This window comes from Candidatus Sulfotelmatobacter sp., from assembly GCA_035498555.1.
Lineage (GTDB): Bacteria > Eisenbacteria > RBG-16-71-46 > RBG-16-71-46 > RBG-16-71-46 > DATKAB01.
Map to the genome: position 1 here is coordinate 1 of DATKAB010000018.1, position 23,223 is coordinate 23,223.

A 23,223-nucleotide genomic window follows, 5' to 3' on the forward strand; every position below is an offset into this window, starting at 1 on the left:
CGGTCACCGCCGCGCGGTAGGGGTAGAGGCCCTTCAAGATCCCGTCGTCCACGCCTGCGGGCTTGGGCGGCATCGAGTAGTCCTGATTGTAGAGCGTGAGGTAGTAGAAAATGTCCTCGCCCTCGATGTACATGCGCCGCATTCCTTCGCGCACGATCGCCGCGACTTCGTAGGCAAACGCCGGGTCGTAGGCCTTCACGTTGGGCAGCGCCGCTGCCAGCAGCTGGCTGTGGCCGTCCTCGTGCTGGAGCCCCTCGCCGTTCAACGTGGTGCGCCCGGCGGTGGCGCCGAGCATGAAGCCGCGGCCGCGCGCGTCGCCGAACGCCCACAGCAGATCGCCGGTGCGCTGGAAGCCGAACATGGAGTAGAAGATGTAGAACGGAATCATCGGCTCGCCGTGCACCGCGTAGCTGGTGCCGGCGGCCGTGAAGCTGGCAGTCGAGCCGGCCTCGGTGATGCCTTCCTCCAGAACCTGGCCGTCCTTCTTCTCGGTGTACGAGAGCACCAGCTTCGAATCGACCGGGTCGTACTTCTGGCCGAACGGCTGGTAGATGCCGACTTCGCGGAACAGCACCTCCATGCCGAAGGTGCGCGCCTCGTCGGGAATGATCGGCACCACGCGCCTGCCGTAGTCCTTGTCGCGAAGCAGATTTCGCAACAGCTTCGCGAAAGCCATGGTGGTCGAGACCATCTGATTCTCGCCGGTGCCGGTCTCGAACTCGGTGAAGGATTTGGCAGCCGGCACGGGCATGGGTTTCGCGCGCACGATGCGCTTGGGCACGCAGCCGCCGAGCGCTTTCCGCCGCTCGAGCATGTACTTCACCTCGGGGCTCCCGGCGCCGGGATGGAAGTAGGGCGCGTCGGCCAGCGTCTTGTCGGTGATCGGAAGCTCGAGCCGGTCGCGGAACTTCTTCAGCTCCTCGAGGTCGAGCTTCTTCTTCTGGTGCGTCATGTTGCGCGCTTCGGCGCCGCCGCCCAGCGTCCAGCCCTTGACGGTCTTCGCCAGCACCACGCTCGGGCGCCCCTTCACCGAGGTTGCCGCCGCGTAGGCCGCGTACACCTTGCGGTAGTCGTGGCCGCCGCGGCGCAGCGCCTTGATCTGATCGTCGGTCATGCCCTCGACCATCTTCAGGGTGCGCGGATCCTTGCCGAAGAACTTCTCGCGAATGTAGGCGCCGCTCTCGATCGAGTAGCGCTGCCACTCGCCGTCGACGGTCTCGTTCATGATCTCGACCAGCGCGCCTTCGTAGTCGCGCGCCAGCAGCTCATCCCACTCGCGCGCCCAGATCACCTTGAACACGTCCCAGCCGGCGCCGGTGAAGATCGCCTCCAGCTCCTGGATGATCTTGCCGTTGCCGCGCACCGGGCCGTCGAGGCGCTGCAGGTTGCAGTTGATGACGAAGGTCAGGTTGTCGAGGCCTTCCCGCGCCGCCAGCGTCAGCGCGCCCACCGCTTCGGGCTCGTCCATCTCGCCGTCGCCGAGGAACGCCCACACCCGCTGCTGCGAGGTGTCGGCGATGCCGCGCGCCTGCAGGTAGCGATTGAAGCGCGCCATGTAGATGGCGTTGATGGGGCCGAGGCCCATCGACACCGTGGGGAACTCCCAGAAGTCGGGCATCAGCCGAGGATGCGGGTACGACGAAAGCCCCGCTCCGCGCACGATCTCGCGCCGGAAGTGGTCGAGCTGCGATTCGCTGATGCGGCCCTCGAGGAACGCGCGCGAGTAGATGCCCGGGGCGGCGTGGCCCTGGAAGAAGATCTGATCGCCGGGCGATTCGTCCTTGCCGCGGAAGAAGTGATTGAAGCCGACCTCGTAGAGGCTGGCCGCCGAGGCGTAAGTCGAGAGGTGGCCGCCCAGGCCGTTGAAGCGATTGTTGGCGCGGATCACCATCAGCGCCGCGTTCCAGCGGATGATGCGCCGGATCCTGAGCTCCATCTCTTCGTCGCCGGGGAAGCTCGGCTCCTGCTCGGGCGAGATGGTGTTGATGTAGCGCGTCTGCACCAGACCGGGCAGACCGATCTTCAACTGGCGCGCGCGCTTCAGCAGCCGGCGCAGCAGCCAGTCGGCGCGCTCGTGGCCCGCGTTGCGCACGATGTCGTCGAGTGCCGCCATCCATTCGGCGGTCTCGGTCGGGTCGGCGTCGGGGAGTTGGCGCTTGAAGCCCTCGAGCAAACTGAGGTGGAACGGCTCGTGGTTCTCGCTGCGACCCGAGGGCCGGTCGGCCCGGATTTCCGTGCTCATGGCTCGCGAAGGTCCTTTCCGTTGGGGCTCGAGCCCACAGAATAGCGCAAATCGGTTGGCGCCGGATTCGGGCAACGCGACAGTTCCAGCGTGGGGGCGCGACCGATTCGGCGACGCGGCCGGCGATCGCGCCCGCCCCAGCCGCCGCCGGGCCGGCGTTGGTCGCCTCGTGCACGGCGCTGGTCGGGCAGTCGCGCCGGCGGGGCGATCCCTGACGAATCGGCTTGGGGCCCATGCAACCTTTTGGACCGGTCACCCGTCCAACCCAGCGTTCGAAAGCCAACACCGATGCCCCACGGGGCGCACCGCCGAGGAGACTCCCATGAACAAATTCGGCAAGTGGACCGGGATCGCCCTGATCGGCGCGTCGGTGCTGGCCTTCGATGGAGTGGCGCTGAGTGTGGGAGTGGGCGCGGCAAGAGAGTTCCTGGCCAGCCCCGAGGCCCACGCGGTCGAAGTCGCTTCGCGCATTGTCGGACGCGCCCTGTTGCATCAGGCGGTCGGGGGCGCGTTGCGCATCGCCGACAATCTGCGCGTGGTCGGGCTGCGGGGCGCGCCCGACGCGCTGGCCGACGCGGCGCTGGCGCTCGAGCCGAAGCCGGGCTTCGACATGAACTTCGTCTGCTGCGATCGCACGACCGAAGCGGCGATCCGTGAGGCCCAACAGCAGGTTCGGCAGATGCACTGCGAGCTGAGAGCGCAGCAGCGTCAGTTCGAGATCCAGGCGCGCATGGAGGCGGTGCGGGCGCGGATCGAAGCGCGGTCGGCTCAGCGCGTGATCGATCGCGAGCAGCTTCGGCAGCGGATTCAGCAGCAGATTCAGGAGCAGCGCGAGCTGCTCGAACGGATGAGGGCGCCGAAGCAGACGATTTGATGGTGGGAGGAGCCAGGAAACCCGATTTCCTGGCTCCTCCGGCTCTTCGTCGACCGGGTGCTGGCTGCCTGGTTCGGCACAGGGGCGCGGTGAGAACGGGTGAGCACGCACCCGGAGGATCCGCGCCCCGGCGTTTTCCGTGGTTGGCCGGCCTCGCCCGCCCCCGCTACACTCTCCGCCTTCGCTCCGTTCGCGCGCGCTCGACCTCCCACCCCCGGAGACCCGCCATGTCCGTGATGACGACGCCCGAGACCGTGCTCCACGCCGCACGCAAGGGTCCGCGGCCCATGACCGCCGAAGACCTGTGGGCGATTCCGCGCGTCGGCGCTCCGATTCCCTCGCCCGACGGCTCGCGCCTGGCGGTCGCGGTCACCACCTACGACCTGGAGAAGAACGAGGGCCGCTCGCGCCTCTGGATCCTGCCGGCGATGGGTGGCGAGCCGGTCGCTTTCACCGGCGCCGACATGTCGAGCAGCGAGCCCGCGTTCTCGCCCGACGGCAAGCGGCTCGCCTTCATCCGCAAGGGCGCTTCAGCGGCCAAGGACGCGAAGTCGGAGGCCGGCGCCGGAAAGCCTCAGTTGTTCGTGATGCCGCTCGACGGCGGCGAGCCGCGGCAGGTGACCCGGCTGCCGCTCGGCGCGTTCGATCCCACCTGGCTCCCGGACGGCAAGCGCGTGGTGGTAGCGGGCGCACTGCTCAAGGGCCACCTGACGGTCGAAAAGACGGCGAGCGAGCTCGAGCGCCGCGAGAAGGACCCGGTCAAGGCGCACGTCACCGAAGACCGCGTCTATCGCTACTGGGACCGCTGGCTCACCACCGGCGAGGTGCCGCACCTGTTCGTGGTCGACGTCGAGAGCGGCGAGACCCGCGACCTCACGCCGGACTCGACGCTGTGGTTCGACTTCATGGAACCGTCGGGCCAGTACGACGTCTCGCCCGATGGACGCGAGATCGCGTTCGCCGGCATTCGCGTCGAGGAGAAGACCGGCTTTCTGCGCTCGGCGATCTGGACGGTGCCGGTCCAGGGCGGCGCGATGACCTGCCTCACGCCCGACCATCCCGCCGGCGATCTCGAGCCGCGCTATCGACCCGACGGCCGCGCCATCGTCTACGGCATGCAGCACGATCCGCTCTTCTACGCCGACCGGGTGCGCGTGATGGAATTCGATCGCGGATCGGGCACGCATCGCGAGATCGCGCCGGACTGGAAGCTCTCGCCGACCCACTGGCGGTTCGCGCCCGACGGCACGCTGTTCTTCGAGACCGAAGACAACGCCCGCACCGCGCTGTTCGCGTTGCGCGGCGAGGGAACGCCCAAGCGCCTGGTGTGGGACGGCACGATCGGCGGGGTGCGCACGACCAGGGAGCGCGTGTTCTTCACGCGCCAGACGCTGTCGGAGCCTCCCGAGGTCCACTCCGCCTCGCTCGACGGATCGAGGCTCCAGCGGCTCACGCAGTTCACCGAGGCCGTGACCTCGCGCTTCGCCACCGGCGAGGTGCGCGAGATGACGCTCGAAGGCGCCTACGGTGAGATCGTACAGATGTTCGTGGTGTTCCCGCCCGACTACCAGGCCGGCAGGAAGTATCCGCTGCTGATGCAGGTCCACGGCGGCCCGCACGCCATCAGCGGCGACACCTTCCTGTGGCGCTGGAATTCACAGGTGTTCTCGGCCAGCGGCTACATCACGGCGCTCATCAACTTCCAGGGCTCGACCTCGTGGGGGCAGGATTTCGCGCAGCGCATCCAGGGCTCGTGGGGCGATCGGCCGCTCAAGGACACGATGGCGGCGGTTGACGCGCTGGTCGCCGCCGGCCTGGTGGACGAGTCGCGCATGGCGATGGCCGGGGGCTCGTACGGCGGCTACATGGCGTCGTGGATCGAGGCGCAGACCGATCGCTTCAAGTGCATCATCAATCACGCCGGCGTGTTCGATCTGATTCAGCAGTACGGCAGCGACGTGACCCAGGGTCGCGCGCGATCCATGGGTGGCGAGGCGTGGGACGGACTCGATCGGATCGACCGCTGGAACCCGGCGCGCAACGCCGCTGGCTTCAAGACGCCGATGCTGGTGATCCACGGCGAGCGCGACTATCGCGTGCCGGTCGGGCACGCGCTCGAGTGCTACGGGATCCTCAAGGCCAAAGGGGTCCCGGCGCGCCTGGTCTATTTCCCCGACGAGAACCACTGGGTGCTGAAGGCGCGCAACTCGATCTTCTGGTACGGCGAGTTCATGAGCTGGCTGAAGCGGTGGGTGCCGTAGCGCCCGGAGTCCATCTCGCGGCGAGGCGGCGTCCTCGGCGTCAGTAGCCTTCTTCGTACTCGAAGTCGCCGGGGTCGAAGCCTTCCTTCTTGCCTTCCTTGCGCAGGTCGCGCCAGACGTGCGACTTCGCGCGACCGCGCATCTCCTGCCAGTTTCCGGGTTGCTTGCGGGTGTCGAGATAGATCTTCTTCAGCCCGCGGATGAACTGGCGGAGGATCGGTTGCGCGATCTTCTTGTCGGTCTCGACCGACGGGGTCCCGCTGGCGTAGGTCGCGAAGATCTTGCCGACGTCGATCGGGTTGCCCGCTGCGGGCACCCACGCGCGCAAGTGAGTCACCATGAAGTACAGCGCTTCGGTGAACACCTTGTCCTGGTTCGGCCATAATGCGGTCGAGGTCTTGTAGACGGTATACATCGCTTCCGCCACTGCCTCACGCGTCGCCGGATCCTCGGAGATGCCGATGAGAGCGCAGAGTAGATCGGGTTGCTCGCGGCACGACTTCAGCGGCACGATGTGGCGCCAATCTTCGCCCTTGCTCTTCCCCACGCTGCTGGTCACGACCTTCTTCTTCGCGACGTCCACCACGTGGTAGTCGACGTCGAAGAAATTGATTCCGATGTCGTCCAGCCGCTGCTTCATGGCCGGATCCTTGTTCAGATTCTCGAACGTGTGGACACCGTTGCCGGTGCCGCCGAGCCCGACCCCCCAGGTGACGATCAGCCCGTCGTAGGTCTGCAGGCTGGCCGGGTAGCCTTCGTGGACCAGCATGTTGAGGTACGCGGTCAGCCCCGACTTCTCGTGTCCGGTCACATCGGACTGTTTCTTCTGGAAATACGCCGTCGCCCACTTCTGGTGTGAGGCGGGCGGCTTGTAGTCGTACTTGTCGGGACCTTCGTAGGAGTTGTTCGGACCGCCTTGCGCCGGCGGGAGGGTCTTGGTCGGGTACTTGGCCCGATTGCGCTTGACGATCTCGACGATTTCGTCGGGCAGCGAATCCTTGCCGACGTAGGGTCGCCAGTCCGCGCGCTCGAGCACCGGCGCGGTCGACGGCTTCTGGACTTGGAGCGGCGCCTTGGTCGTGGTCTCGAGCGTGCCGCCGTCGCCGATCGCGGCGGTGACGGTGGCGCGCACCGACGCGCCGGCGCCGAAGTCAGCCGGGATCGGCACCGGCACTTCGATCTTCTTGGCGTTGACGTTGAACTTCGCCGTGCTCGTGACCTGCTTCCCGCTCGCGTCGTCCTTCAAGACGATCGGACATTCCTGGCCGATCTGCAGATCCTCGCTGTGCAGGCACAGCACCGCGGTGCCCCCCGGGGCCACGCTGTTGCCGAACCAGTAGAGATGCTTCATCTCCGGGGCGAGCCCGGGCTTTTCCGAGGTCGCCGCGTGGCCGTCGCGCACCGCCTTCAGCTTCTCGTAGGTGTCCGCGTCGGGCACGCCGGTCACGGGCAGGCCATTGGCCTTCTGGAACTCCTCGACCGCGCTCCGTGTCTGGGCGTGATGGACACCGTTCGCGGGTCCTGGGTCGGTGGAGATCTTCTTCCCGCGATAGAGATCGGCGAGCATGAGCTGCGCGCTCAACTGGGTCACGCAGTAGGGCAGCTGCTTCAGCACCGATCCCAGCGTCTGCTTCCCGACGATTCCGTCGACCTTCAGCTTGAGCAGCGTCTGATACTCCTTGATCGCCGCCTTCGATTTCGGATCGTTGATCATGTCCGGGTCGCCGGGGTCGGACTTGATCCACTCAGTCCGGAAGAATGTTTGCAGCGCAGACTCGACGATCAGCTGCCAGGCCGCCGGCGTGTCGGGGTTCTGCTTTGCGGGTTGCGCGGGCGCCGCCTTCGGCTTCTCCGGATTCTTCTTGAGGTCGGCGCCGGCGATCACGACCGGCCGGGCCGGCGCGTGGGCGGCGACCGGAGCGGCCATCGCCGCCGCGCCGCCTTTCTTCATGCAATAGGGCTCGGGGACCGGATCGGTGTAGTTGAGCCGGCCGACTCTCACCTTTCGGACCGTGAAGGTTCCGTCCTTTGGATAGGCGATCTTGCCCTTGTCCGGCTCGACCAGAAAGGTCTTGGGGTCGATCGAGCCCTCTTTCACCCCCGGAAGCACCAGCCACTGTCCACGCTGCACCACCAGGGGCTCGTCCTTGAAGACCGGGTCCGGGGCGCGCGCGTTCTCGATTCCGGGATCACCGGCCTTGCGATCCATCTTGGGATTGCCCTTGATCCACGGCTTGTAGGCGCAGTGGCCGATCGTCACCCCGGCCCACCAGGGAACCGAGTTCGCGCCGAGGTACTGGAACGCGTCGACCTTCCCGTTGGCGTCGAGATGAACGTCCCAGCAGAAGATGGCGTGGCCGGATTTGTTCACGTCGAGCCAGTCGACTCCCAGAAGGTCGCCGCGACGCATCTCGGTGGGATCCTTCTCCACGCCCAGCATGTATTTTACGATCGATTCGATCGGCTGATTGTCGCCGTTGTGCTGCTGGTAGAAATCGTGGAACGGCAGCTTGTCCTTGCCGTTGTTGAACATCGGCACGTACGGGTCGCCGCCTTTGACCGGCATGTCCTGGCGAGGGTACTCGGGGTCGAACGCGAGGGCGATGACCGTGGCGGTGAACGGCGAGCACGTGGTGCCCTGGTTGACCGCGAGCCCGCCGTGATCGATGACGTTCGCGAGAATGCCGCCTCCGTTCGCGCTCGGGACGTAGCCGTCGCCGTTGCGGGCGCGCAGGTCCTCCCAGATCCGGTAGATCTTCTGGATTCCACCGGGGACACCGTCCTTGCCGGGCGGGATGTCGGTCTTCGTCCACGGCAGCGGGGGATCGGGAAAGATCGAGAGGTGCCTGGGCTTGGTCATGCGATCTCTTCCTCTCCCTCTTCGCTGGTCGGATACTTCGGCAGGGGTTCGGGCGCGTCGGCCTCTTCGGCATCTCCCGCCGAGTCCGGCTCCGACTCCTCGGCGCGCACCACGAACACGTGCACCGCCTCGTCCCGGTCGGCGTCCTCGGCCGGAACGGAATGCGCGTAGAAGGTCTGATCCCCGATCACCAGCTCGTACGCGCCGAGATGCGCCACCGCCTCGATCTGTCCGTCGGCGTCGGTCACGAATGGAATGTCATCGTCGCCGAACTTGGCTTCGACCTGCTGGTTCGCGATCGGGTTGCCCGCCTCGTCGACGAAGCGACAGCGCAGGAAGGCGTGCGAGTCGCCCATCCCGTAGTCCGCGTCCGGGAACTCCATCGGCGTGTCGGGCTCGACCAGCTCGATGTGGTATTCCTTGTTCTCCGGCACCTCGGCGCGCACCACACCCTCGTCGTCGGTGGTCAGGTCGTCGAGCACCACCTTTCCGGTATCGGGGTCGACGATTCGCACCGCGTGGTTCACCGCCGGGTCGTCTCCGATCAGCTTCACCTGGGCCGCGAGCCAGTAGGCTTCGGCGGCGCGAACCCGGAAAACGTGCCGCTTGCCCGTCCACACCATGAACGTCCGGGGCTTCGCGTCGGCTGTTCCCGCGTCGTTCCCCACGTTTCCGGGTGACTCGCTCATTCCGCCTCTCCGCCGCTCTCGCTCCTCGCCATCGTCCGGCCGGACCGCGAAACGTACGCCCGGGGCCCGCTGTCGTCCACGCGCTTCATTCGCCTTCGGGCTCCGCGTCGACCTCCGGGAAGCGGACCTCGAGCTTGCCGCTCTTGAGTCCCGTGAGCCGCGCCAGGCCGTCATCGCCGGTCTTGCCGGAGCGGCTCGAGCCGTCGGCGAGCGTGGCCTCGTACGCCACGCCGGCCACGGGCTGGCCTTCACCCCCGATCAGCAGCAGCTCCGTCCAGTCCGAGGCCTCGCCTGCGTCCAGCGTTTCTTCGGCGTCGTAGTCGGGAAGCCGGAACTGGCATTCGCCTCCCGGAAGCCCCTCGAAACGCACCAGCCCGCTCTTCGTCGTCCGGCCGGTCTGCAGCGTCCCGTTGGTCAGGCGTGCTTCATAGCGGATGTCACCGAGTGGCCGACCCTCACCGTCGGTGACCAGGAACTCGATCCAGTCGGTTCCCGCCGCGCCGTCCACTTCTTCCCACGCATTCCCGTCGAGTCCCTCGAGCACGAACTCGCAGAGTCCGGGATCGAGCTCGTCGAAGCGCACCAGGCCGTTCGAGTCGGTCTGGCCGGTCTTCTTCGTGCCGTCGGTGAGCGTCGCGCGGTACTTGCGCCCCGCGATCGGTTGCCCGGCCATGTCCTCGACCAGGAACTCGATCCAGGTCTTGGTCGGACGCGGCGACTCGGCGGGAGGTGGCGCGGCCGCCTCGCTGGCCCGCTGGGCGGCCACGGCGCCCCGCCACCCTTCGCCGCCCTCCTCGGTGATCATCACCAGCTCGCCCGACTCGACCGCGCGCCGCAGTCTGGGCCCGAGCGTGCGTTGCAAATCCACGGGCGCCATGCCGCCGCGCGCGTGCTGGCGATTCCCGGTGAGGCCTTCCCAGATCCGGAACAGCTCGGAGCGTCGGTGCGGATCCAGGATCCAGGCGTCGATCCAGGCGGTCGCGATTGCCGGAGGCACGCGGCGGGCGCCCGGTTTCACGTCCTTCCACAGCACGAGCGACCAGGGCTTGTGGGAGGTCAGAAGCAAGGCGCAGTCCTCGGCGGTTTCGAGACGGCGATCGGAAGGTGCGAGGATCTCACTGGAGTGACGCCTCGAGCTGGTAGAGCTTCTTCGATGAGCCGACCACCATCCGACCATCGGCGAGCAAGAGCGCCGGAGTGGTCAGCGCGCCGTCGGGACAAGTGAAGAGCAGGTGGGAATCGAATGCCGCCGTGCTCCCCGGCCTGTCGGCCGGACGCATTGCCAGGATCGAAGCCCCCTGCGTGACGAGCGCCCAGCCGTCGGGCGTGAGCGTGAGTCCGGCGATCGGGTTGGACAGCGTGGTCGTCGCCAGCACGCGACCGGTCGGCGACACCACCGTGAGTCGAGCGCCGTCACGCACCCAGGCCCGATGGTCGAGGCCCACGGCGGGCGGCGTCACGTCGGTCGCGGAAAGTCCGGGCAGCTCGCAGTCGTAGAGGCGCCGTCCATCGCGCTCGAGTCGCCAGAGGAACGCGCGGGCGCTCTGGCGCCCGATGAGATAGACGACGTCCCGCTCATCGAGACTCAACGCCAGGGATTCGAATTCGCCCCGCAGCGCGGAGTGAATGCGCAGATCGGGGCCAGCGAAATAGATTGTGTCGTGGCTCGCCACCACCAGCCCCTCGCTGCTTCCCGCGATCGCGACCTCGGCGCTCGAGAGCATGAGCTTCGCGATCCGGTCGGTCCGCTCGAGGAGTCCGATCGAGGTCACCGCCGGCGACTCGCCGATGCGCTGCACTTCGAGTGCCGTGGTCTTGGGGATCCGGCTGCTGTGCGGGTCGGTCACCCGCTCGATGCTGGCGATGGTGAGCGAGTCGCCGTGGCGGGCGACGTGCGCGCGCTCGAAATCCGCGCCGAAGTAGGGCTCGATGGCGTAGCGGAACGCGCCATCGCCGAGATTCCAGACCTTGATCGGCCCGGTCGGGTCGGCGGCGACGAAACAGCGCCGGCCGGCATCCATCGTGGCGCCGCCGCGCCCGATCACGCCGCGCGCGATCGAGTGGCCCGCCGTGTCGAACAACTGCCAGAGCGAGGCGCCGTTCAGCAGCACGCGGTCGCCGGCCGTTGCGATCTCGGTCGGGTAGAGATCCGGAGTGAAATCCGAGGCCCCGACGATCTTCCAGTGCCCGGGAGTGAGCGCGATCGATTGGCGGCCGTTGCGGCGCTCGCCGCCGAACGGCCCGATCCACGCGTCGCGTTCCGGATTGGGCGCGGCGGGCGCCGAGTCGGCGGGCGCGCCGGCGTCGTGGATCGCGGTCGGCGCGAAGCTCAGTTCGTACGCCGGGGCCGAGCGGCTATCGGGATTCGGCGTGGTCATCACGTGTTCTCCAGTCGTGGCCTTGCAGCTCGCGCTCGGCGCCGCCAGCAGCAGGATCGTGGCGAGGGCCCGGGCGCGAGGGTCACAGGATATCGGCATCGGTCAGCACTTTGCTCGCGACCCGTTTCGCATCAGCCTTGTTGGGTGACGCGTCCGGCGCCACCGAAAAGAATCCCAGAAACTCGGTGAAGAAGTTCGAGAACTTCGCCAGCTCGTCGAGCCTGAGCTTGAGATGAGTCTTGCCCGCCCCATCCCATGCCGAGACGACCGCCGGCGGTGGCGGTGGCGGGGGCAGCGGTGGAGGAGGGGGCGGCAGCGGCGCCGCGCCGCGTGCCGGCGCCGGCGCGCGTGGAGCGGGCGCCGGAGGGGGCGGGAGCGGTGGAGGCGGAGGGGGCGGCGAGATCACCTCGACCCAGAGGTGCACGTCGTGCTTCGCGACCAGGGCCGCCACCGCCGTCGCGTAGGCCGCGACGGTCTGCGCGCTCCCGCTCGGGAGCTGGTCCTTCAGGTAGTCCGCACTGGAGGCTTCGAGAGTCACCGTGTCGACGATGTAGCGCGGGACGAAGATCAGCGGACACTTTTCGAACTCGAGCGCTCCAACCTTGCCCTTCGCCACGAACTTTCCGTTGAGCAGGGCGTTCACCTGGTTTTCGAGCTTCGAGAGCACGTCTCGAACCAGACCCATCGTGCCTTCCTTGCCGGCCGGCGGATCGGCGGCGGTCATGGGCCAGTCGGGATCGGGTGGAACGGACAGGCGCATCTTGATCTGCGAGACGACCAGGCCGTCGGCGGGGCCGATCACACTCTGGCTGAACGCGTCCTTGCCGAGTGCGTAGAAGTACACCTCGTACTTGCCGCCTCCAGTGTGGGTGCCGATTTTCGCCTTCATCGGCCAGTAGGTGAAGGTGCGCGTCGGAGTCTTGGTGTCCTTGGTATTGCTGGGGTGCGGGGGCACCTCGTATTCGTAGGCTCCGTGCACGACCTTGTAGTCGCCGCCGTAGAGTTGGCGCGTCCACTCGGCGACGTGCCAGAAGTGTCGCGCCCGCACAGTTCGGTTGGACATCATGATGCTCTCGGCGTCACGATCGAAGAAGTCCGTCAGGCAGCTGTTGTTGCGGATCGGACGCTCGTAGTAGGAGCAGAGCGTGGATTTCTCGGAGTATTCGTCGGGCAGGCTGAATCCGTGGCCGGCCTCGTGCGCGGCGACCAGCGCGCCTGCGCCGCCTCGGCGGGGCTCGATCGTGTGGGCCGACTCGCGCAGCTCGCCCAGCCCGCTGCTCGCCATGAACGATCGGCCGTTGTTGTCGACGGCGTCGATCCGGAAGTGGCTCTGCGGCTCGGGAAGACTCTGCGCCACCCACCGCACCATCATTTCGAACTTGTCAGCCGGAGTCTTCCTCACGATCACCGCGGGCCCGGAATTCTGCGCGCCGTCCGGTCCGTTCCAGCGCTTCGGAATGTTGCAGATCGCGGCCTTGATGTAGGCCTTTTCCTTGGCCGGGTCGCCGGCCATCGCCGAGGGACGGCTGACGCCGGCGAAATTGAAATGAAAGCGGAAGTACTGAAGGCAGATCGCCTTCTCCTTCTCGCCCTCGGCGTCGCAGCACCGCAGCGCGACCATGTCGAAGCGACCGATGCCTCCAGTTTGAACGCGTGCGCCCGCGGGCGGACTCCAGCTCGCCGTGAAATCGTACGCGCCGGCGTCGAGCGCCGCGACTCTTTCGACGTACTGCTGCTGATAGCAGGGCTGAATCGCGAAGAAATCCCACTGGGTCGCGGTCGGCGCGCTGGGATGAAAGATATGGCCGGGTGCCGGCGTCGTCACCGCATCCTTGGTGGCGGATCCGGCGATGAACTGCCAGGTATCGACCCCGGCGAGCGCGCCGGTGGCGTCGACCCAGCACACCGCGGCGCGCGCGCCGACCAGCGGGTTGTCCGCGTTGGCGGGCGTGCGCTGGTCGAAGACATCGAACACGCGGCCCTTCGCGAGTACCAGCCGGGTCCAGTCCGGGTACTCGCAGACCCGGGCGCCCGGAACGTAGGTCGCGGGCGGTTCGCTGAAGTAGGGGAAGTTGCCGTCTTCGTCGGGATTCGCGATGCCGCGCCGGTAAAGCCCGGCGGTGCTGAGGTCGGTGCCCTTCGCGAACGTGTGCTTGAAGATCGCGATCCGGTCGTTCGGGTTCGCGGCGTCTTCCGGAGAGGCGTTGACGATCGCGATCGGTTTGAGCTTGTCGTCCGTCAGCACCAGATCGTCGAACGAGAAGATCAGCGGCTTGTCGAGCGCTCCGGTGAACTTGCCGTCCCCCAGATCCTCCCAGAGCTTCCCGGGCGAATCGCCCTTCGGCTTCTCGCGAACGAACCAGCCGTTGCTGCGCCACAGGTGCGGCAGGTCGTAGAAGCGCAGGCGATCGGCGTTCGCGGTGCGCCGGATGGCCGGCTGCTTGTCGAGCAGCGTCAGCGCGCGCTTCTTGTCCTTCGCCGTTTCGATGAAAGTGTTGGGCTCGACGGTCTTCACCTGGAGCAGGCAGTTCTTGTCGGGCACCTTGAACCGGCGGTCCCCGACCATGGTCAGGATCCACGGGACGCACTGCACCGCCTTCAAGTCGTCGGCGCCGACGTTCCAGCGCGCCTCCGTGAACGGCGTCTTATCGGCGTCGGAGAGCCGGCGATGGCCTTCGATCAGCAGAGGCGGCGTGCTCACCTGCTCGTCGCCCTTCAGGAAGCGATCGTAATAAGTGAGTCGTACGAATTGCCACACCGGCTGGAGCACCAGCTTGCGCGGCGTCTTCTCGTCGCCGAGCTTGTCCGGATCGGTGACGGGGACGGTTTCCTGATTCGTGTCCCAGAACGCCTTGTCTTCGGGATCGAGCTTCCAGGTCGCGCGGTCGAGGGTCAGCCCCTCGGGCAGCCGGAAGAGCCGCTTCGTGGTCTTGAGCGTCCCCGCCAGGTTCTTCGCCGCGACCACTTCGGTGGGCGCGAGAGCCGCGCCGGCCGGCTCGACCACCAGATAGACGGGCGTGTCGCTCACGATCTCGAGGGCCAGGGACTCCGCCTTCTTGAGATCGATCGAGAGCGTGACGCGTCCACCGTCGCCGATCGTGGCGTCGACGCGTTTCGGCTTCACTTTCTTCGAATCCTTGGCCCCCGAGAGCGTGCCGCGCACCTTCAGGCCCTTCGGGAAATCGCGCTCCTTCTGATCGGGATCAAGGAAACAGAGGCGAAAGTATGCCTTCGGGATCTTCGGCTTGATCGGTTCGGGCTTCGCGTTGTGGCCGGCTGGCCGCCGGCGGATCGCGACCTTCGGTCGCTTGGTGGCGACGCCGCCTTCGTCACCCATGCTGCATGTCCAGAGCGGCTACGGTCGCCGGGTCGGCCTTGCCGGTCGGATCGATGCCGCTCGCGGCCTGGAAGGAGCGAAGGGCTTCGGTCAGCGCCTCGCTGTCTTTCCCGTCGAGTTCGCCACTGTAGTAGCCGAGGTTGGCGAGTCGAGACTGGACGCCGGTGCGCTCGGTCGACGGATCGAGGTAGCCGATCGCGATCGTGACCTCGACCCGGTCGTCTCCCTCACCCACCTGGAGCTTCGCCTCCTTGGCGTCGGCGGGCACGAACGCGCTCACGATGCCGTCGGGCGTGGTGGTGCCCTTCACCTGCTTGCCGCCGGCATCCACCGTGAATGGAGCGTCGCCGAACGGCTCGGTGCCCGACGTGAACACTTGCACCTGAATGTGAGCCGGAATGCCCTTGATCCGGATGACGTGCCGGTTGCCGGTCGCGCCGCGCAGCGAGCGTTCCTGGATATCCGGCACCACGACCTTGTCGCCTTCGACCAGTTGGAAGGGATCCTCGCGGAGCGCCTTGAGCTTCGCGTTCCCCGGATGGTTCCACACCGTCTCCCAGAAGTGACCGTTGGCGGTGGCGATGCTGAGGATGCATTCGCCGGCCTGAACGGTGTGGGTCTTCACGGCAGACCTTTCGAGGGACGGTCGTCGTCGAGGGTGGGAACGGCGCTCGGAGTCTAACGCGGACCCCGGGCCCGGTCTACGGCCGCTCGAGCCCCCGCGCGACGCCCCGATCACGCACCAGCACCGCGGCGAGATGCCCGCCGGCGAACGTCAGCACCAGCATGGTGGCCAGGGTGTGGACCGCGGACAGCGCGGTCGGGTAGCTCGCCGGCGTGGCCCGTGGTTGCGCGCGCCACCAGAACCACGCCAGCGCGAGCCCGGTGAGATTGACCGCCGCCATCGACAGCGCCGCGATCAGTCCGAGCACATAGTCGGGGCGCGAGCGCCACGGCGCCACGCGATGCCAGTGGGTCCACTGGTAGATCGTGTAGACGATCGTGAGCGCGAGTCCACCAACGACGTGGATCGTCACCCCGGGCATGGCGCCGAACGCCACGCGGACGAACAGCAGCACCAGTCCGCCGGCCGATTCGAGCGCGAGCAGTGCGGTGAGGCTCAGCAGCAGCGGTGCGCGCAGGCGGGCGAGGCGGGCGGTCGCGATCGGCACGGCCGGTCAGACGAGATAGCGCAGAACGAAGATCGTCTCGCCCGAGATCACGCTGATCGACCACACGATCAGGAATGCGAGGGTGTGCGCGCGATGCTCGCGAAACCAGAAGCGGCCGGCCTGCTGATTCACCCAGGCGATCACGCCCAGCACCACGAACCACAGATAGGCGCCGAGCGACAGCATGCCGTGCAGCGCAAACGCCAGGCGCATGCCGGGGGCGAGCGCCTCGGCGCCGCTGGCGGCGTGCGCGGTGCGATTGGCCATGTACATCACGTTGACCAGCGCCTCGAACAGCGCCACGGTCAGGAACAGCCCGAGCGGGAAGGTCTTGCGATTCCAGTTCCTTCCCACCACCACCAGCACGGCGGCGGTGACGACCAGCTCGCTGATCGCGGAAAACAGACTGAAGGGCGGGGCGCGCATCGAATCCTCCTCGGAGCGGCCAAGCTAGCGGCAGCCCGCCGCGGCTGTCCACCCGCGGCCGGCCCCGTGCTGGGGTAGATTGACGGCGTGGATCGACAGACCGTCGAACTCTACGCGCTGGTCTTCCAGGCCGGTTTCACCCTGCTCCAGGCGCTGGTGTTCTGCGGCCTGTGGGTGAGGCAGCATCGCCCGTTCTTCGCCAGCTGGTCGCTGGCGTGGGCGGTCTATGCCCTGCGACTGGCGTTCATCGCCATCTACATCGCGACGCGCGCGGAAGTGTGGCTGTTCGCTCACGAGGCCGCGACCTGGATGAGCTCGTGGCTGCTGCTGCTGGCGGCGCTCCAGTTCTCGCGCGGGCTTCGCTGGCGGTGGAACTACGCCTGGCTGGGCGCGCTCTCGATCGCGTGGGCCGCGGTGGCGGTGTTCGGCATTCGCAGCATGGCGGTGGCGGGCTCGACCTCGGTGGTGATGCTCGCGGCGGTGACGCTCTGGACCGGCTGGGTGTTCTGGCGTCACCAGCGCCAGAGCCGCTCGGGCGGCGCGCTGTTGCTGGCGGTGACGTTCACGCTCTGGGGACTCCACCGCCTCGACTATCCGCTGCTTCGCCCGCTCGGCAGCGGCGTGCTGTTCGGCGTCTTCATCGACGTGCTGTTCATCGCCATGGTCGGGCTCGGCACGCTGTTCCTGGTGCTGAGCGAGGGCCGCCGAGCGCTGGAAGCGCGCACCGGGCAGCTCGAGCAGCTCACGCACCTGCTGCTCACCAGCCAGGAGGACGAGCGGCGCCGGATCGCACGCGAGCTGCACGACGAGGCCGGCCAGATCCTCACCGCCGTCAAGATCGAGCTGGATCTCGAGGGGCGCCGCGAGGCCAGCGACCTGGTGGGTCACGCGCTGAGCCAGGTGCGCAACCTCAGCAATCTGCTGAGACCCACCGTGCTCGACGACCTCGGACTGCTGCCCGCCCTGCGCGCGCTCACCGACGATTTTTCGAAGCGCGCCCGGGTCGAAGCGACACTCGAATCGCCCGAGACCGTTCCGGCGCTGCCCGCCGAGGCGCAGGTCGCGATCTACCGGGTGGTGCAGGAGGCGCTCACCAACGTGGCGCGCCATGCCGGCGCGCGGCGCGTGAGCGTTCGGCTCGGCCTCGAGCCGCGCTGCGTGCGGCTGCGCGTCGAGGACGACGGCGCGGGGCCGGCCGGCGAGATCACGCCCCACCTCGGCCTGCTCGGCATGCGCGAGCGGGTGACGGCGCTGGGAGGGACCCTCACGCTCGAACGCGCGCCGGGCGCGGGGTTGCGACTCGAGGCGGTGATTCCGCTCGGGGCGGCGGCGTGAACGCGAGCTCGGAGACGCGGCTGTTGCTCGCCGACGACCACACGCTGGTGCGCGCCGGCGTGCGGCGCATCCTCGAAGCGCACCCCGGTTTCCGCGTGGTCGGCGAGGTGTCCGATGGCGCCGCCGCGCTCGCGGCGCTGGGCGACCGCCCGGTGGACGTGCTGATCCTCGATCTCACCATGCCCGGGCTCGATGGCTTCGAGGTGCTGCGTCGCGCGCGCGGTGTCGCGCCCAAGGTGCGCATCCTGGTGCTCAGCATGCACGCCGACCCGGAGTACGTGGCGCGCGCGGTGCGTGAAGGCGCCGACGGCTACCTCCTCAAGGACTCCGCAGTCCAGGATCTGGTCGCGGCGGTCGAGGCGGTGCGCGCCGGCCGGGCCTACCACTCGCCCGAAGTACAGCGTGAGCTGAGCGAGCTGGTGCGCGGCGGCGGGAGCGCGAGTCCGCTCGCCGAGCTCACCGAGCGCGAGCGCGAGGTGCTGAAATGCGTAGCGGAGGGGCTCTCCACCAAGGAGACCGCGGCGCGCTTCGAGATCAGCGCCCGCACCGTCGAAACGCACCGCGCGAACCTGATGCGCAAGCTCGGCGCGCGTTCGGTGGCGCAGCTCGTGCGAATCGCCATCCGCGCGGGGCTGGTCGGTCCTCCGTAGTTCTACGGAGCCCGGCTCCGAATTCTTCCCAATACCGAAACCGTTCTCGAGTGGCGATACTGCGAAACGTAGGAGTACGTCGCCCGATGCGCGATCACATCCCGTGCGTTCGCGCGCCCCAATTCAGGAGGACGGCCTCAATGGCTCTGGGAAGAAATCAAGCCGCCCGGCTCAGCCGGGACATGACCTGCGGTTCACTGCTGCTCGCGGCGCTGCTGCTCTCGACGCCGCGGGCGCAGGCCGCCGATTCGAAGCCGCCCAGGGATGGCACGAAAGCGGCGCCCGCCACGAAATCCGCGCTCGCCGACACCAGCAAGCCGGTGATGTTCCTCGACGAAGTCCAGGTCACCAGCTCACGCTACCCGCGGGCGTACTTCGATTCGCCGCAGGCGTTGTCGTTCGTCTCGCGCAAGGAACTGAATGAGGCGATGCCGAGCGTCCCCGGGGACGTGCTCTACGCGCTGCCCGGCACCGACAACGGCAAGGACAGCCCGTGGGAGCAGCGCCCGGTGCTGCGCGGGCTCGGCGGCCAGCGCGTGCTGGTGTTGATGGACGGCAACCCGATCAACAGCGCGCGCGGCAACGGCCCGCATCCGTCGCTGGTGGATCCGACGCAGATCGACCGCATCGAGGTGGTGCGCGGGCCGTCGTCGGTGTCGTACGGCTCGGACGCGCTCGGCGGCGTGATCAACATCATCACGCGTCCGGCGCCGATGGCTCAGGCGGGCAACGAGCTTCACGGTGGCGCCACGCTCGGTGGCAGCACCGGCGATCGCCAGGTGAACGGCGATCTGCAGTTGATGCCTCAGATCGGCAAGCTCACCGCGTTCATCTCCACCGGCGCGCGCAAGGCCGAGGATTTCCAGACCCCCGACAACGGCAAGGTCGAGAACTCGAGTTTCAAGGCTTACAACGCCATCGCCAACCTGCGCTATCCGCTCTCGCAGCAGACCGCGCTCACCGCCGGCTGGCAGCTCTACCGCGGCAAGGACATCGGGCTGCCGGGGCTCGACCTCTCGGTGCCCGGATTCTCGCAGAGTTTCAACTTCCCCTACTACGACCGCAATTCGGTCGAGGTGAAGGCCGAGCACGCGCACGCTCCGTCGTCGTGGTTCGCCAGCTCGAGCGCCAAGCTCTACTGGCAGAACGAGCGCCGCAATTTCTATTCGACGATGTCGTTCGACAATTCGTTCCTTGGCCCCGGACCTCCCGGCACCTTCGTGGACCAGACCGACCGCAATCTCAAGCTCGACACCTATGGACTCCGCGCGCAGGCCAGCTCGCGGAAGTTCGACCGCTATTCGCTGACGTTCGGCCTCGACGCGGCCCGCGATGTCACCGGCGGCGACAACGTGGATCGCACCGTGGACAACGATCCGACCGGTGCGCCGTATCCACCGGGGGAGACCGCGGCCCAGTCCAGCTCGCTGCCCAAGGGCAATTTCGACAATCTGGGCGTGTTCGCTCAGGGCGAAGCCTATCTGCGTCCCGAGTGGACGCTGAGCTACGGCGGGCGCTATACGCACTACCATGACGTGACCGAGAGCCAGCCCGAGTTCGGCTTCGAATCGAAGACCGTGAACAACGACGCGCTGGCCGGCTCCGCGGGCCTGGTGTTCTCGCCGCGGCCCGACCTGCACGTGAGCGCCAACCTCGCCAACGGCTATCGGCAGCCCAACGCCCAGGACCTGTTCTTCAGCGGCCCTGCTTCGGTGGGCATCGTCAAGGGCAATCCGGACTTGAAGCCCGAGAAGAGCGTCTCCACTGATTTCGGTGTTCGCTGGGCGCCCAAGAATCTCGCGCTCGCCGGCAATCTCTTCTACTCGACGTACAACGACTTGATCGATGCCGTGCAGCTCGCGGGCCCCGTGTTCCCGGGTGCTCCCGCCACCTACCAGTACGTGAACATCACCACCGCGCGTATTTGGGGCGGTGAGGCCGAGGCCGAGTGGATGTTCGCGAAGCAGTGGCGCGCGCACGCGATGGTGGACGGCGCGATCGGCGACATCACCAGTCGCGAGGCGATTCAGGCGCTCTACGGCGTGAGTCAGGACCAGGCGCCGTTGCCCGGTGTGCCGCCCATGAAGGGCAACGCCACGCTGCGCTGGACCAGCTCAAGCGGCCGCTGGTGGGTGGAGCCGGGCACGCGCTTCTCATGGCGCACCAATCGCGCCGACCTCTCCCAGTTCTTTGCATTCCGCAAGGAGTGGATCGTCGGCGACGTGATGAGCGGCGTCCGTCTCGCCAGCGGACAGACGCTGCAGGTCGGGGTCCGGAATTTCACCAACCGTGCCTACACCCTGCCGTTGGCGTCGCTCGAGGAGCCGGGGATCTCGCTGGTGGGTAGCCTTTCGACCAGCTTCTAGGACCACTGCGGGGCCGCGTCACGTCCGTGGCGCGGCCCTGGCCCTGAGGTTGTGCGGCGAAGATTGTTGGCGGCTGCCAAATCGGCCCTTTTGCCCTACCATGGCCACGGCATTTCAATGACTTAGCCGACGGGACCCGAGAATCAACATTCTTCGCCGCACAACCCATGAACTCCAAGCCCGCCTCCGCCGATACCAAGACCAGCCCGCAGCAGGAGCCCCGGTTGCCTCCCGGTCAGATCCTGACCGAGAAGTGGCCGGTATTGCACTACGGCTCGGTGCCGCGGGTGGACCTGGAGAAATGGGACTTCCGGGTTTTCGGGATGGTGGAGAGGCCTCAGCGATGGACCTGGCAGGAATTCCAGGCGTTGCCTCGAGTCCAGGTGAAGAGCGACATCCATTGCGTGACGCGGTGGAGTCGCTACGACAACTTGTGGGAAGGCGTCGCGGTGAGGGAAGTGCTCGACCGCGCCGGCGCGCGCAAGGAAGCCAAGTTCGCGATCGCGCACGCCGAGCACGGATTCACCGCCAACCTGCCGCTATCGGAGCTCCTGCACGATGACGTTCTGCTCGCCGACCGGCACGATGGAGAGCCGCTCGCTCCCGACCATGGCTGGCCTCTGCGCCTGGTCGTGCCCCGGCGTTACTTCTGGAAGAGCGCCAAGTGGATTCGCGGCCTGGAGATCGTCGAGCAGGATCAGCCCGGTTTCTGGGAGCGGAACGGCTATCACAACGAGGCCGATCCCTGGCGAGAGGAGCGCTTCTCGGACTGGTGACGCGCGCGCCGGCGGGGGGAAGGCATGAGCGACCTCGCGAAGAACGCGCAGGACTGGCTGAATCAGCAGATCGAGCAGCTCGGCGCACTGCGCAACGCCTCCACCCGCGATCCGCAGTTCAAGCAGTGGCGCCAGAACACCCTGACCTTCATCCAGCGCATCTGGCCGGAAGACACCGTGCGCTCGGAACGCTTCCGCCGCATCCCGTTCAGCCCGCCGTCCTCCAAGCATGACCTGAAGACCGGGCGCGAGTTCTACGAGCGCGGCTGCGCCGAAGCGCTCGACTTCCTGCAGGCGTTGCTCAAGTCGGTGGACGAAGACGGCATCGCGGCCGCGCCGGCGGCGATGATCGAGGAGGACACCACGCCCGACGGCAGCGAGGAGGACTTCCCGCTCCTCGAGCTCCCCGGCGCGGAGGAGGAGAGCGTCGAAGCGGAGGCCGAGCCCGAGGCCGAAGCGGAAACGGAGCCCGAGCCGGAGCCTCAGCGCCCGGCACGCTCGGTCGGCCCGCCGCCGGTGCCGGCGCGTCGCGGGCCACGGACTCCGGGCGCCACCCACGTTCGGCCCGGGCCGACGGAACCCGAGGCGGGAACGCCCCCGCCCGCTCGCGCCGACGAAAAGGCTTCCGAGGCGAAGACGCTCCCGGTGTCCGAAGTCGCGATTCCGCCGGTGCCGACGCGCAGCACGGGCGCACGCCACGCGAGTGGTCCGCCCCGCATCAGCGTAAGGGGGACCGGCGCGAGCAAGAAATCAGGGGGGGAGCGAGAGTCGGCGAAGACGAATCCGCTCGAGAACATTCTGAGGCCCGTGGAGCCGCCTCCGCCGGCGGAGCCGCCGGCCAAGACGGGTAAACCCGGTCGCGGCGGGAAGAAGAACGGGCACAAGCAGCGACTGAAGGACATGCTGGGCTTTGGCGAGCTCGAATCGCGTGCGGAGTCCGACGACGAAGCGGCTCCACCGGCTCCGGCCGCCGAATCGCCAAAGCCGCAGCCGCCGGCACGTCCATCCAAACCCCCGGGGCGTGGATCGCGGCGCGGGGGCCAGGAATCCGGCCGGCTCACGCTGCCCGAGTTCATGGTGCCCGAAGAGCCGGCCGATGAGAGCGATCGCCTCTCGCCCGAGGACTTCGAACCGCACGTCCTCGACCGCGAGGAGCCGCCGCCGCGGCGGCCCACGCTCGCGCGCCAGCCCGATCCGGCAGGCGAGCGGGGTCCGGTCGAACCGCACATCATCGAAGAGACTCCGCGCGGGTTGATCGAAGCGGATGATGTCGAGGCGATTTCCGAAGTCGAGAGCGGTGCGCTCGACGAGGAGGCCGCCTCGCCCGAGCTGCTCGAATCGGACCTCGAGCTCGAGGAGGACCCCACCGGTCTCGAGGCGCGGGAGGGGGAGGAGGAGGAAGGCGCCCGCGAGGACACCTCCGCCGTCACCGCCGAGTTCGTGCTCAATTCGCCGGTGCTGTCGTCGAAGCCGCGCCCGGCCAAGCGCGAGCAGCCGGCGCCCGCGCTCCAGGCGCTCCAGGCCCAGAGTCCCGCGGCCGCGGCCCTGCTGGCGCTCGCCTCCGACGTGAACACGCTCGGCATTCCCGAAGGGAATCGGGCGTGGGCCCGGGCCGCGCTGGTGGATCTCGCGCGCCGCATCGAGTCCGGCCAGCTCTCGTGGGAGGCGCTGCGCGAAGCCGTCCACTTCCTCATGGAATTCCCGCCGCTCGCGCGACGCGTGCTGCCGCTGCTGCTTCCGTTCTTCGAGAAGGCGGCGTAGCGCGGCGGTTCGGCCTTGGTTGTGCGGCGAAGATTGTTGATGCCCATGGTTCGGAGCCATTTCGGACAGCCCCGGGGCCCAATTTCAACGACTTGG

The 23,223-nt window shown here is 67.8% G+C and carries 16 protein-coding genes; 7 read left to right on the plus strand and 9 right to left on the minus strand.

What is annotated here, in order from left to right; genetic code table 11:
• A partial coding sequence (aceE, locus tag VMJ70_01850; protein ID HTO89851.1) for a pyruvate dehydrogenase (acetyl-transferring), homodimeric type occupies positions 1-2,242 on the minus strand: 2,242 nt, incomplete at its 3' end.
• Positions 2,243-2,564: 322 nt separating this feature from the next.
• Between aceE and VMJ70_01855 the strand changes: the two genes are divergently transcribed.
• Positions 2,565-3,116: a hypothetical protein gene (locus VMJ70_01855; protein ID HTO89852.1), complete on the plus strand. Its 552-nt coding sequence runs from the start codon at positions 2,565-2,567 to the stop codon at positions 3,114-3,116.
• 227 nt (positions 3,117-3,343) lie between these two features.
• Positions 3,344-5,377, plus strand: a complete 2,034-nt coding sequence (locus tag VMJ70_01860; protein ID HTO89853.1) for a S9 family peptidase — start codon at positions 3,344-3,346, stop codon at positions 5,375-5,377.
• Positions 5,378-5,417: 40 nt separating this feature from the next.
• Here VMJ70_01860 and VMJ70_01865 read toward each other — a convergent pair whose 3' ends face one another.
• From VMJ70_01865 to VMJ70_01900, 8 genes are all read right to left on the minus strand, one after another.
• A complete protein-coding gene (locus VMJ70_01865; protein HTO89854.1) occupies positions 5,418-8,237 on the minus strand; it encodes a peptidoglycan-binding domain-containing protein in 2,820 nt (939 codons plus the stop codon).
• Positions 8,234-8,926 carry a hypothetical protein gene (locus tag VMJ70_01870; GenBank protein HTO89855.1) on the minus strand — a complete coding sequence of 231 codons (693 nt, stop codon included), beginning with the start codon at positions 8,924-8,926 and terminating at the stop codon, positions 8,234-8,236. Before VMJ70_01870 ends, VMJ70_01865 begins: the two co-directional genes overlap by 4 nt.
• Before the next feature lie 85 nt (positions 8,927-9,011).
• Entirely contained in the window at positions 9,012-9,992 is a 981-nt protein-coding gene (locus VMJ70_01875; GenBank protein HTO89856.1) for a hypothetical protein, read from the minus strand.
• 49 nt (positions 9,993-10,041) lie between these two features.
• The gene (locus VMJ70_01880) at positions 10,042-11,403 is read right to left on the minus strand and encodes a hypothetical protein (protein ID HTO89857.1); all 1,362 of its coding nucleotides are present in this window, start codon (positions 11,401-11,403) and stop codon (positions 10,042-10,044) included.
• Positions 11,387-14,641, minus strand: a complete 3,255-nt coding sequence (locus tag VMJ70_01885) for a hypothetical protein (protein HTO89858.1) — start codon at positions 14,639-14,641, stop codon at positions 11,387-11,389. Before VMJ70_01885 ends, VMJ70_01880 begins: the two co-directional genes overlap by 17 nt.
• Positions 14,634-15,266, minus strand: coding sequence for a peptidoglycan-binding domain-containing protein (locus VMJ70_01890; protein ID HTO89859.1), 633 nt, complete (start codon positions 15,264-15,266; stop codon positions 14,634-14,636). The genes VMJ70_01885 and VMJ70_01890 overlap by 8 nt, the downstream gene beginning before the upstream one ends.
• A 76-nt stretch (positions 15,267-15,342) precedes the next feature.
• Positions 15,343-15,813, minus strand: coding sequence for a hypothetical protein (locus tag VMJ70_01895; protein ID HTO89860.1), 471 nt, complete (start codon positions 15,811-15,813; stop codon positions 15,343-15,345).
• A 6-nt stretch (positions 15,814-15,819) separates the two neighbouring features.
• The gene (locus VMJ70_01900) at positions 15,820-16,239 is read right to left on the minus strand and encodes a hypothetical protein (GenBank protein ID HTO89861.1); all 420 of its coding nucleotides are present in this window, start codon (positions 16,237-16,239) and stop codon (positions 15,820-15,822) included.
• 87 nt (positions 16,240-16,326) lie between these two features.
• Between VMJ70_01900 and VMJ70_01905 the strand changes: the two genes are divergently transcribed.
• From VMJ70_01905 to VMJ70_01925, 5 genes are all read left to right on the plus strand, one after another.
• Positions 16,327-17,574, plus strand: a complete 1,248-nt coding sequence (locus VMJ70_01905; protein ID HTO89862.1) for a sensor histidine kinase — start codon at positions 16,327-16,329, stop codon at positions 17,572-17,574.
• Positions 17,571-18,224, plus strand: coding sequence for a response regulator transcription factor (locus tag VMJ70_01910; protein ID HTO89863.1), 654 nt, complete (start codon positions 17,571-17,573; stop codon positions 18,222-18,224). Before VMJ70_01905 ends, VMJ70_01910 begins: the two co-directional genes overlap by 4 nt.
• A 140-nt stretch (positions 18,225-18,364) precedes the next feature.
• Positions 18,365-20,590, plus strand: a complete 2,226-nt coding sequence (locus tag VMJ70_01915; protein HTO89864.1) for a TonB-dependent receptor — start codon at positions 18,365-18,367, stop codon at positions 20,588-20,590.
• A 167-nt stretch (positions 20,591-20,757) separates the two neighbouring features.
• A complete protein-coding gene (locus VMJ70_01920) occupies positions 20,758-21,366 on the plus strand; it encodes a sulfite oxidase-like oxidoreductase (protein ID HTO89865.1) in 609 nt (202 codons plus the stop codon).
• A gap of 24 nt (positions 21,367-21,390) precedes the next feature.
• Positions 21,391-23,127: a hypothetical protein gene (locus tag VMJ70_01925; GenBank protein HTO89866.1), complete on the plus strand. Its 1,737-nt coding sequence runs from the start codon at positions 21,391-21,393 to the stop codon at positions 23,125-23,127.
• The last annotated feature ends 96 nt before the right edge of the window (positions 23,128-23,223 follow it).

What these genes read in the sequence shown, in the direction of transcription:
- VMJ70_01885 (HTO89858.1), bottom strand. Translation starts at nt 14,641, where the DNA reads ATGGGTGACGAAGGCGGCGTCGCCACCAAGCGACCGAAGGTCGCGATC.
- VMJ70_01860 (HTO89853.1), top strand. Translation starts at nt 3,344, where the DNA reads ATGTCCGTGATGACGACGCCCGAGACCGTGCTCCACGCCGCACGCAAG.
- VMJ70_01915 (HTO89864.1), top strand. Translation starts at nt 18,365, where the DNA reads ATGGCTCTGGGAAGAAATCAAGCCGCCCGGCTCAGCCGGGACATGACC.
- VMJ70_01900 (HTO89861.1), bottom strand. Translation starts at nt 16,239, where the DNA reads ATGCGCGCCCCGCCCTTCAGTCTGTTTTCCGCGATCAGCGAGCTGGTC.
- VMJ70_01920 (HTO89865.1), top strand. Translation starts at nt 20,758, where the DNA reads ATGAACTCCAAGCCCGCCTCCGCCGATACCAAGACCAGCCCGCAGCAG.
- VMJ70_01880 (HTO89857.1), bottom strand. Translation starts at nt 11,403, where the DNA reads ATGCCGATATCCTGTGACCCTCGCGCCCGGGCCCTCGCCACGATCCTG.
- VMJ70_01870 (HTO89855.1), bottom strand. Translation starts at nt 8,926, where the DNA reads ATGAGCGAGTCACCCGGAAACGTGGGGAACGACGCGGGAACAGCCGAC.
- VMJ70_01925 (HTO89866.1), top strand. Translation starts at nt 21,391, where the DNA reads ATGAGCGACCTCGCGAAGAACGCGCAGGACTGGCTGAATCAGCAGATC.
- VMJ70_01865 (HTO89854.1), bottom strand. Translation starts at nt 8,237, where the DNA reads ATGACCAAGCCCAGGCACCTCTCGATCTTTCCCGATCCCCCGCTGCCG.
- VMJ70_01855 (HTO89852.1), top strand. Translation starts at nt 2,565, where the DNA reads ATGAACAAATTCGGCAAGTGGACCGGGATCGCCCTGATCGGCGCGTCG.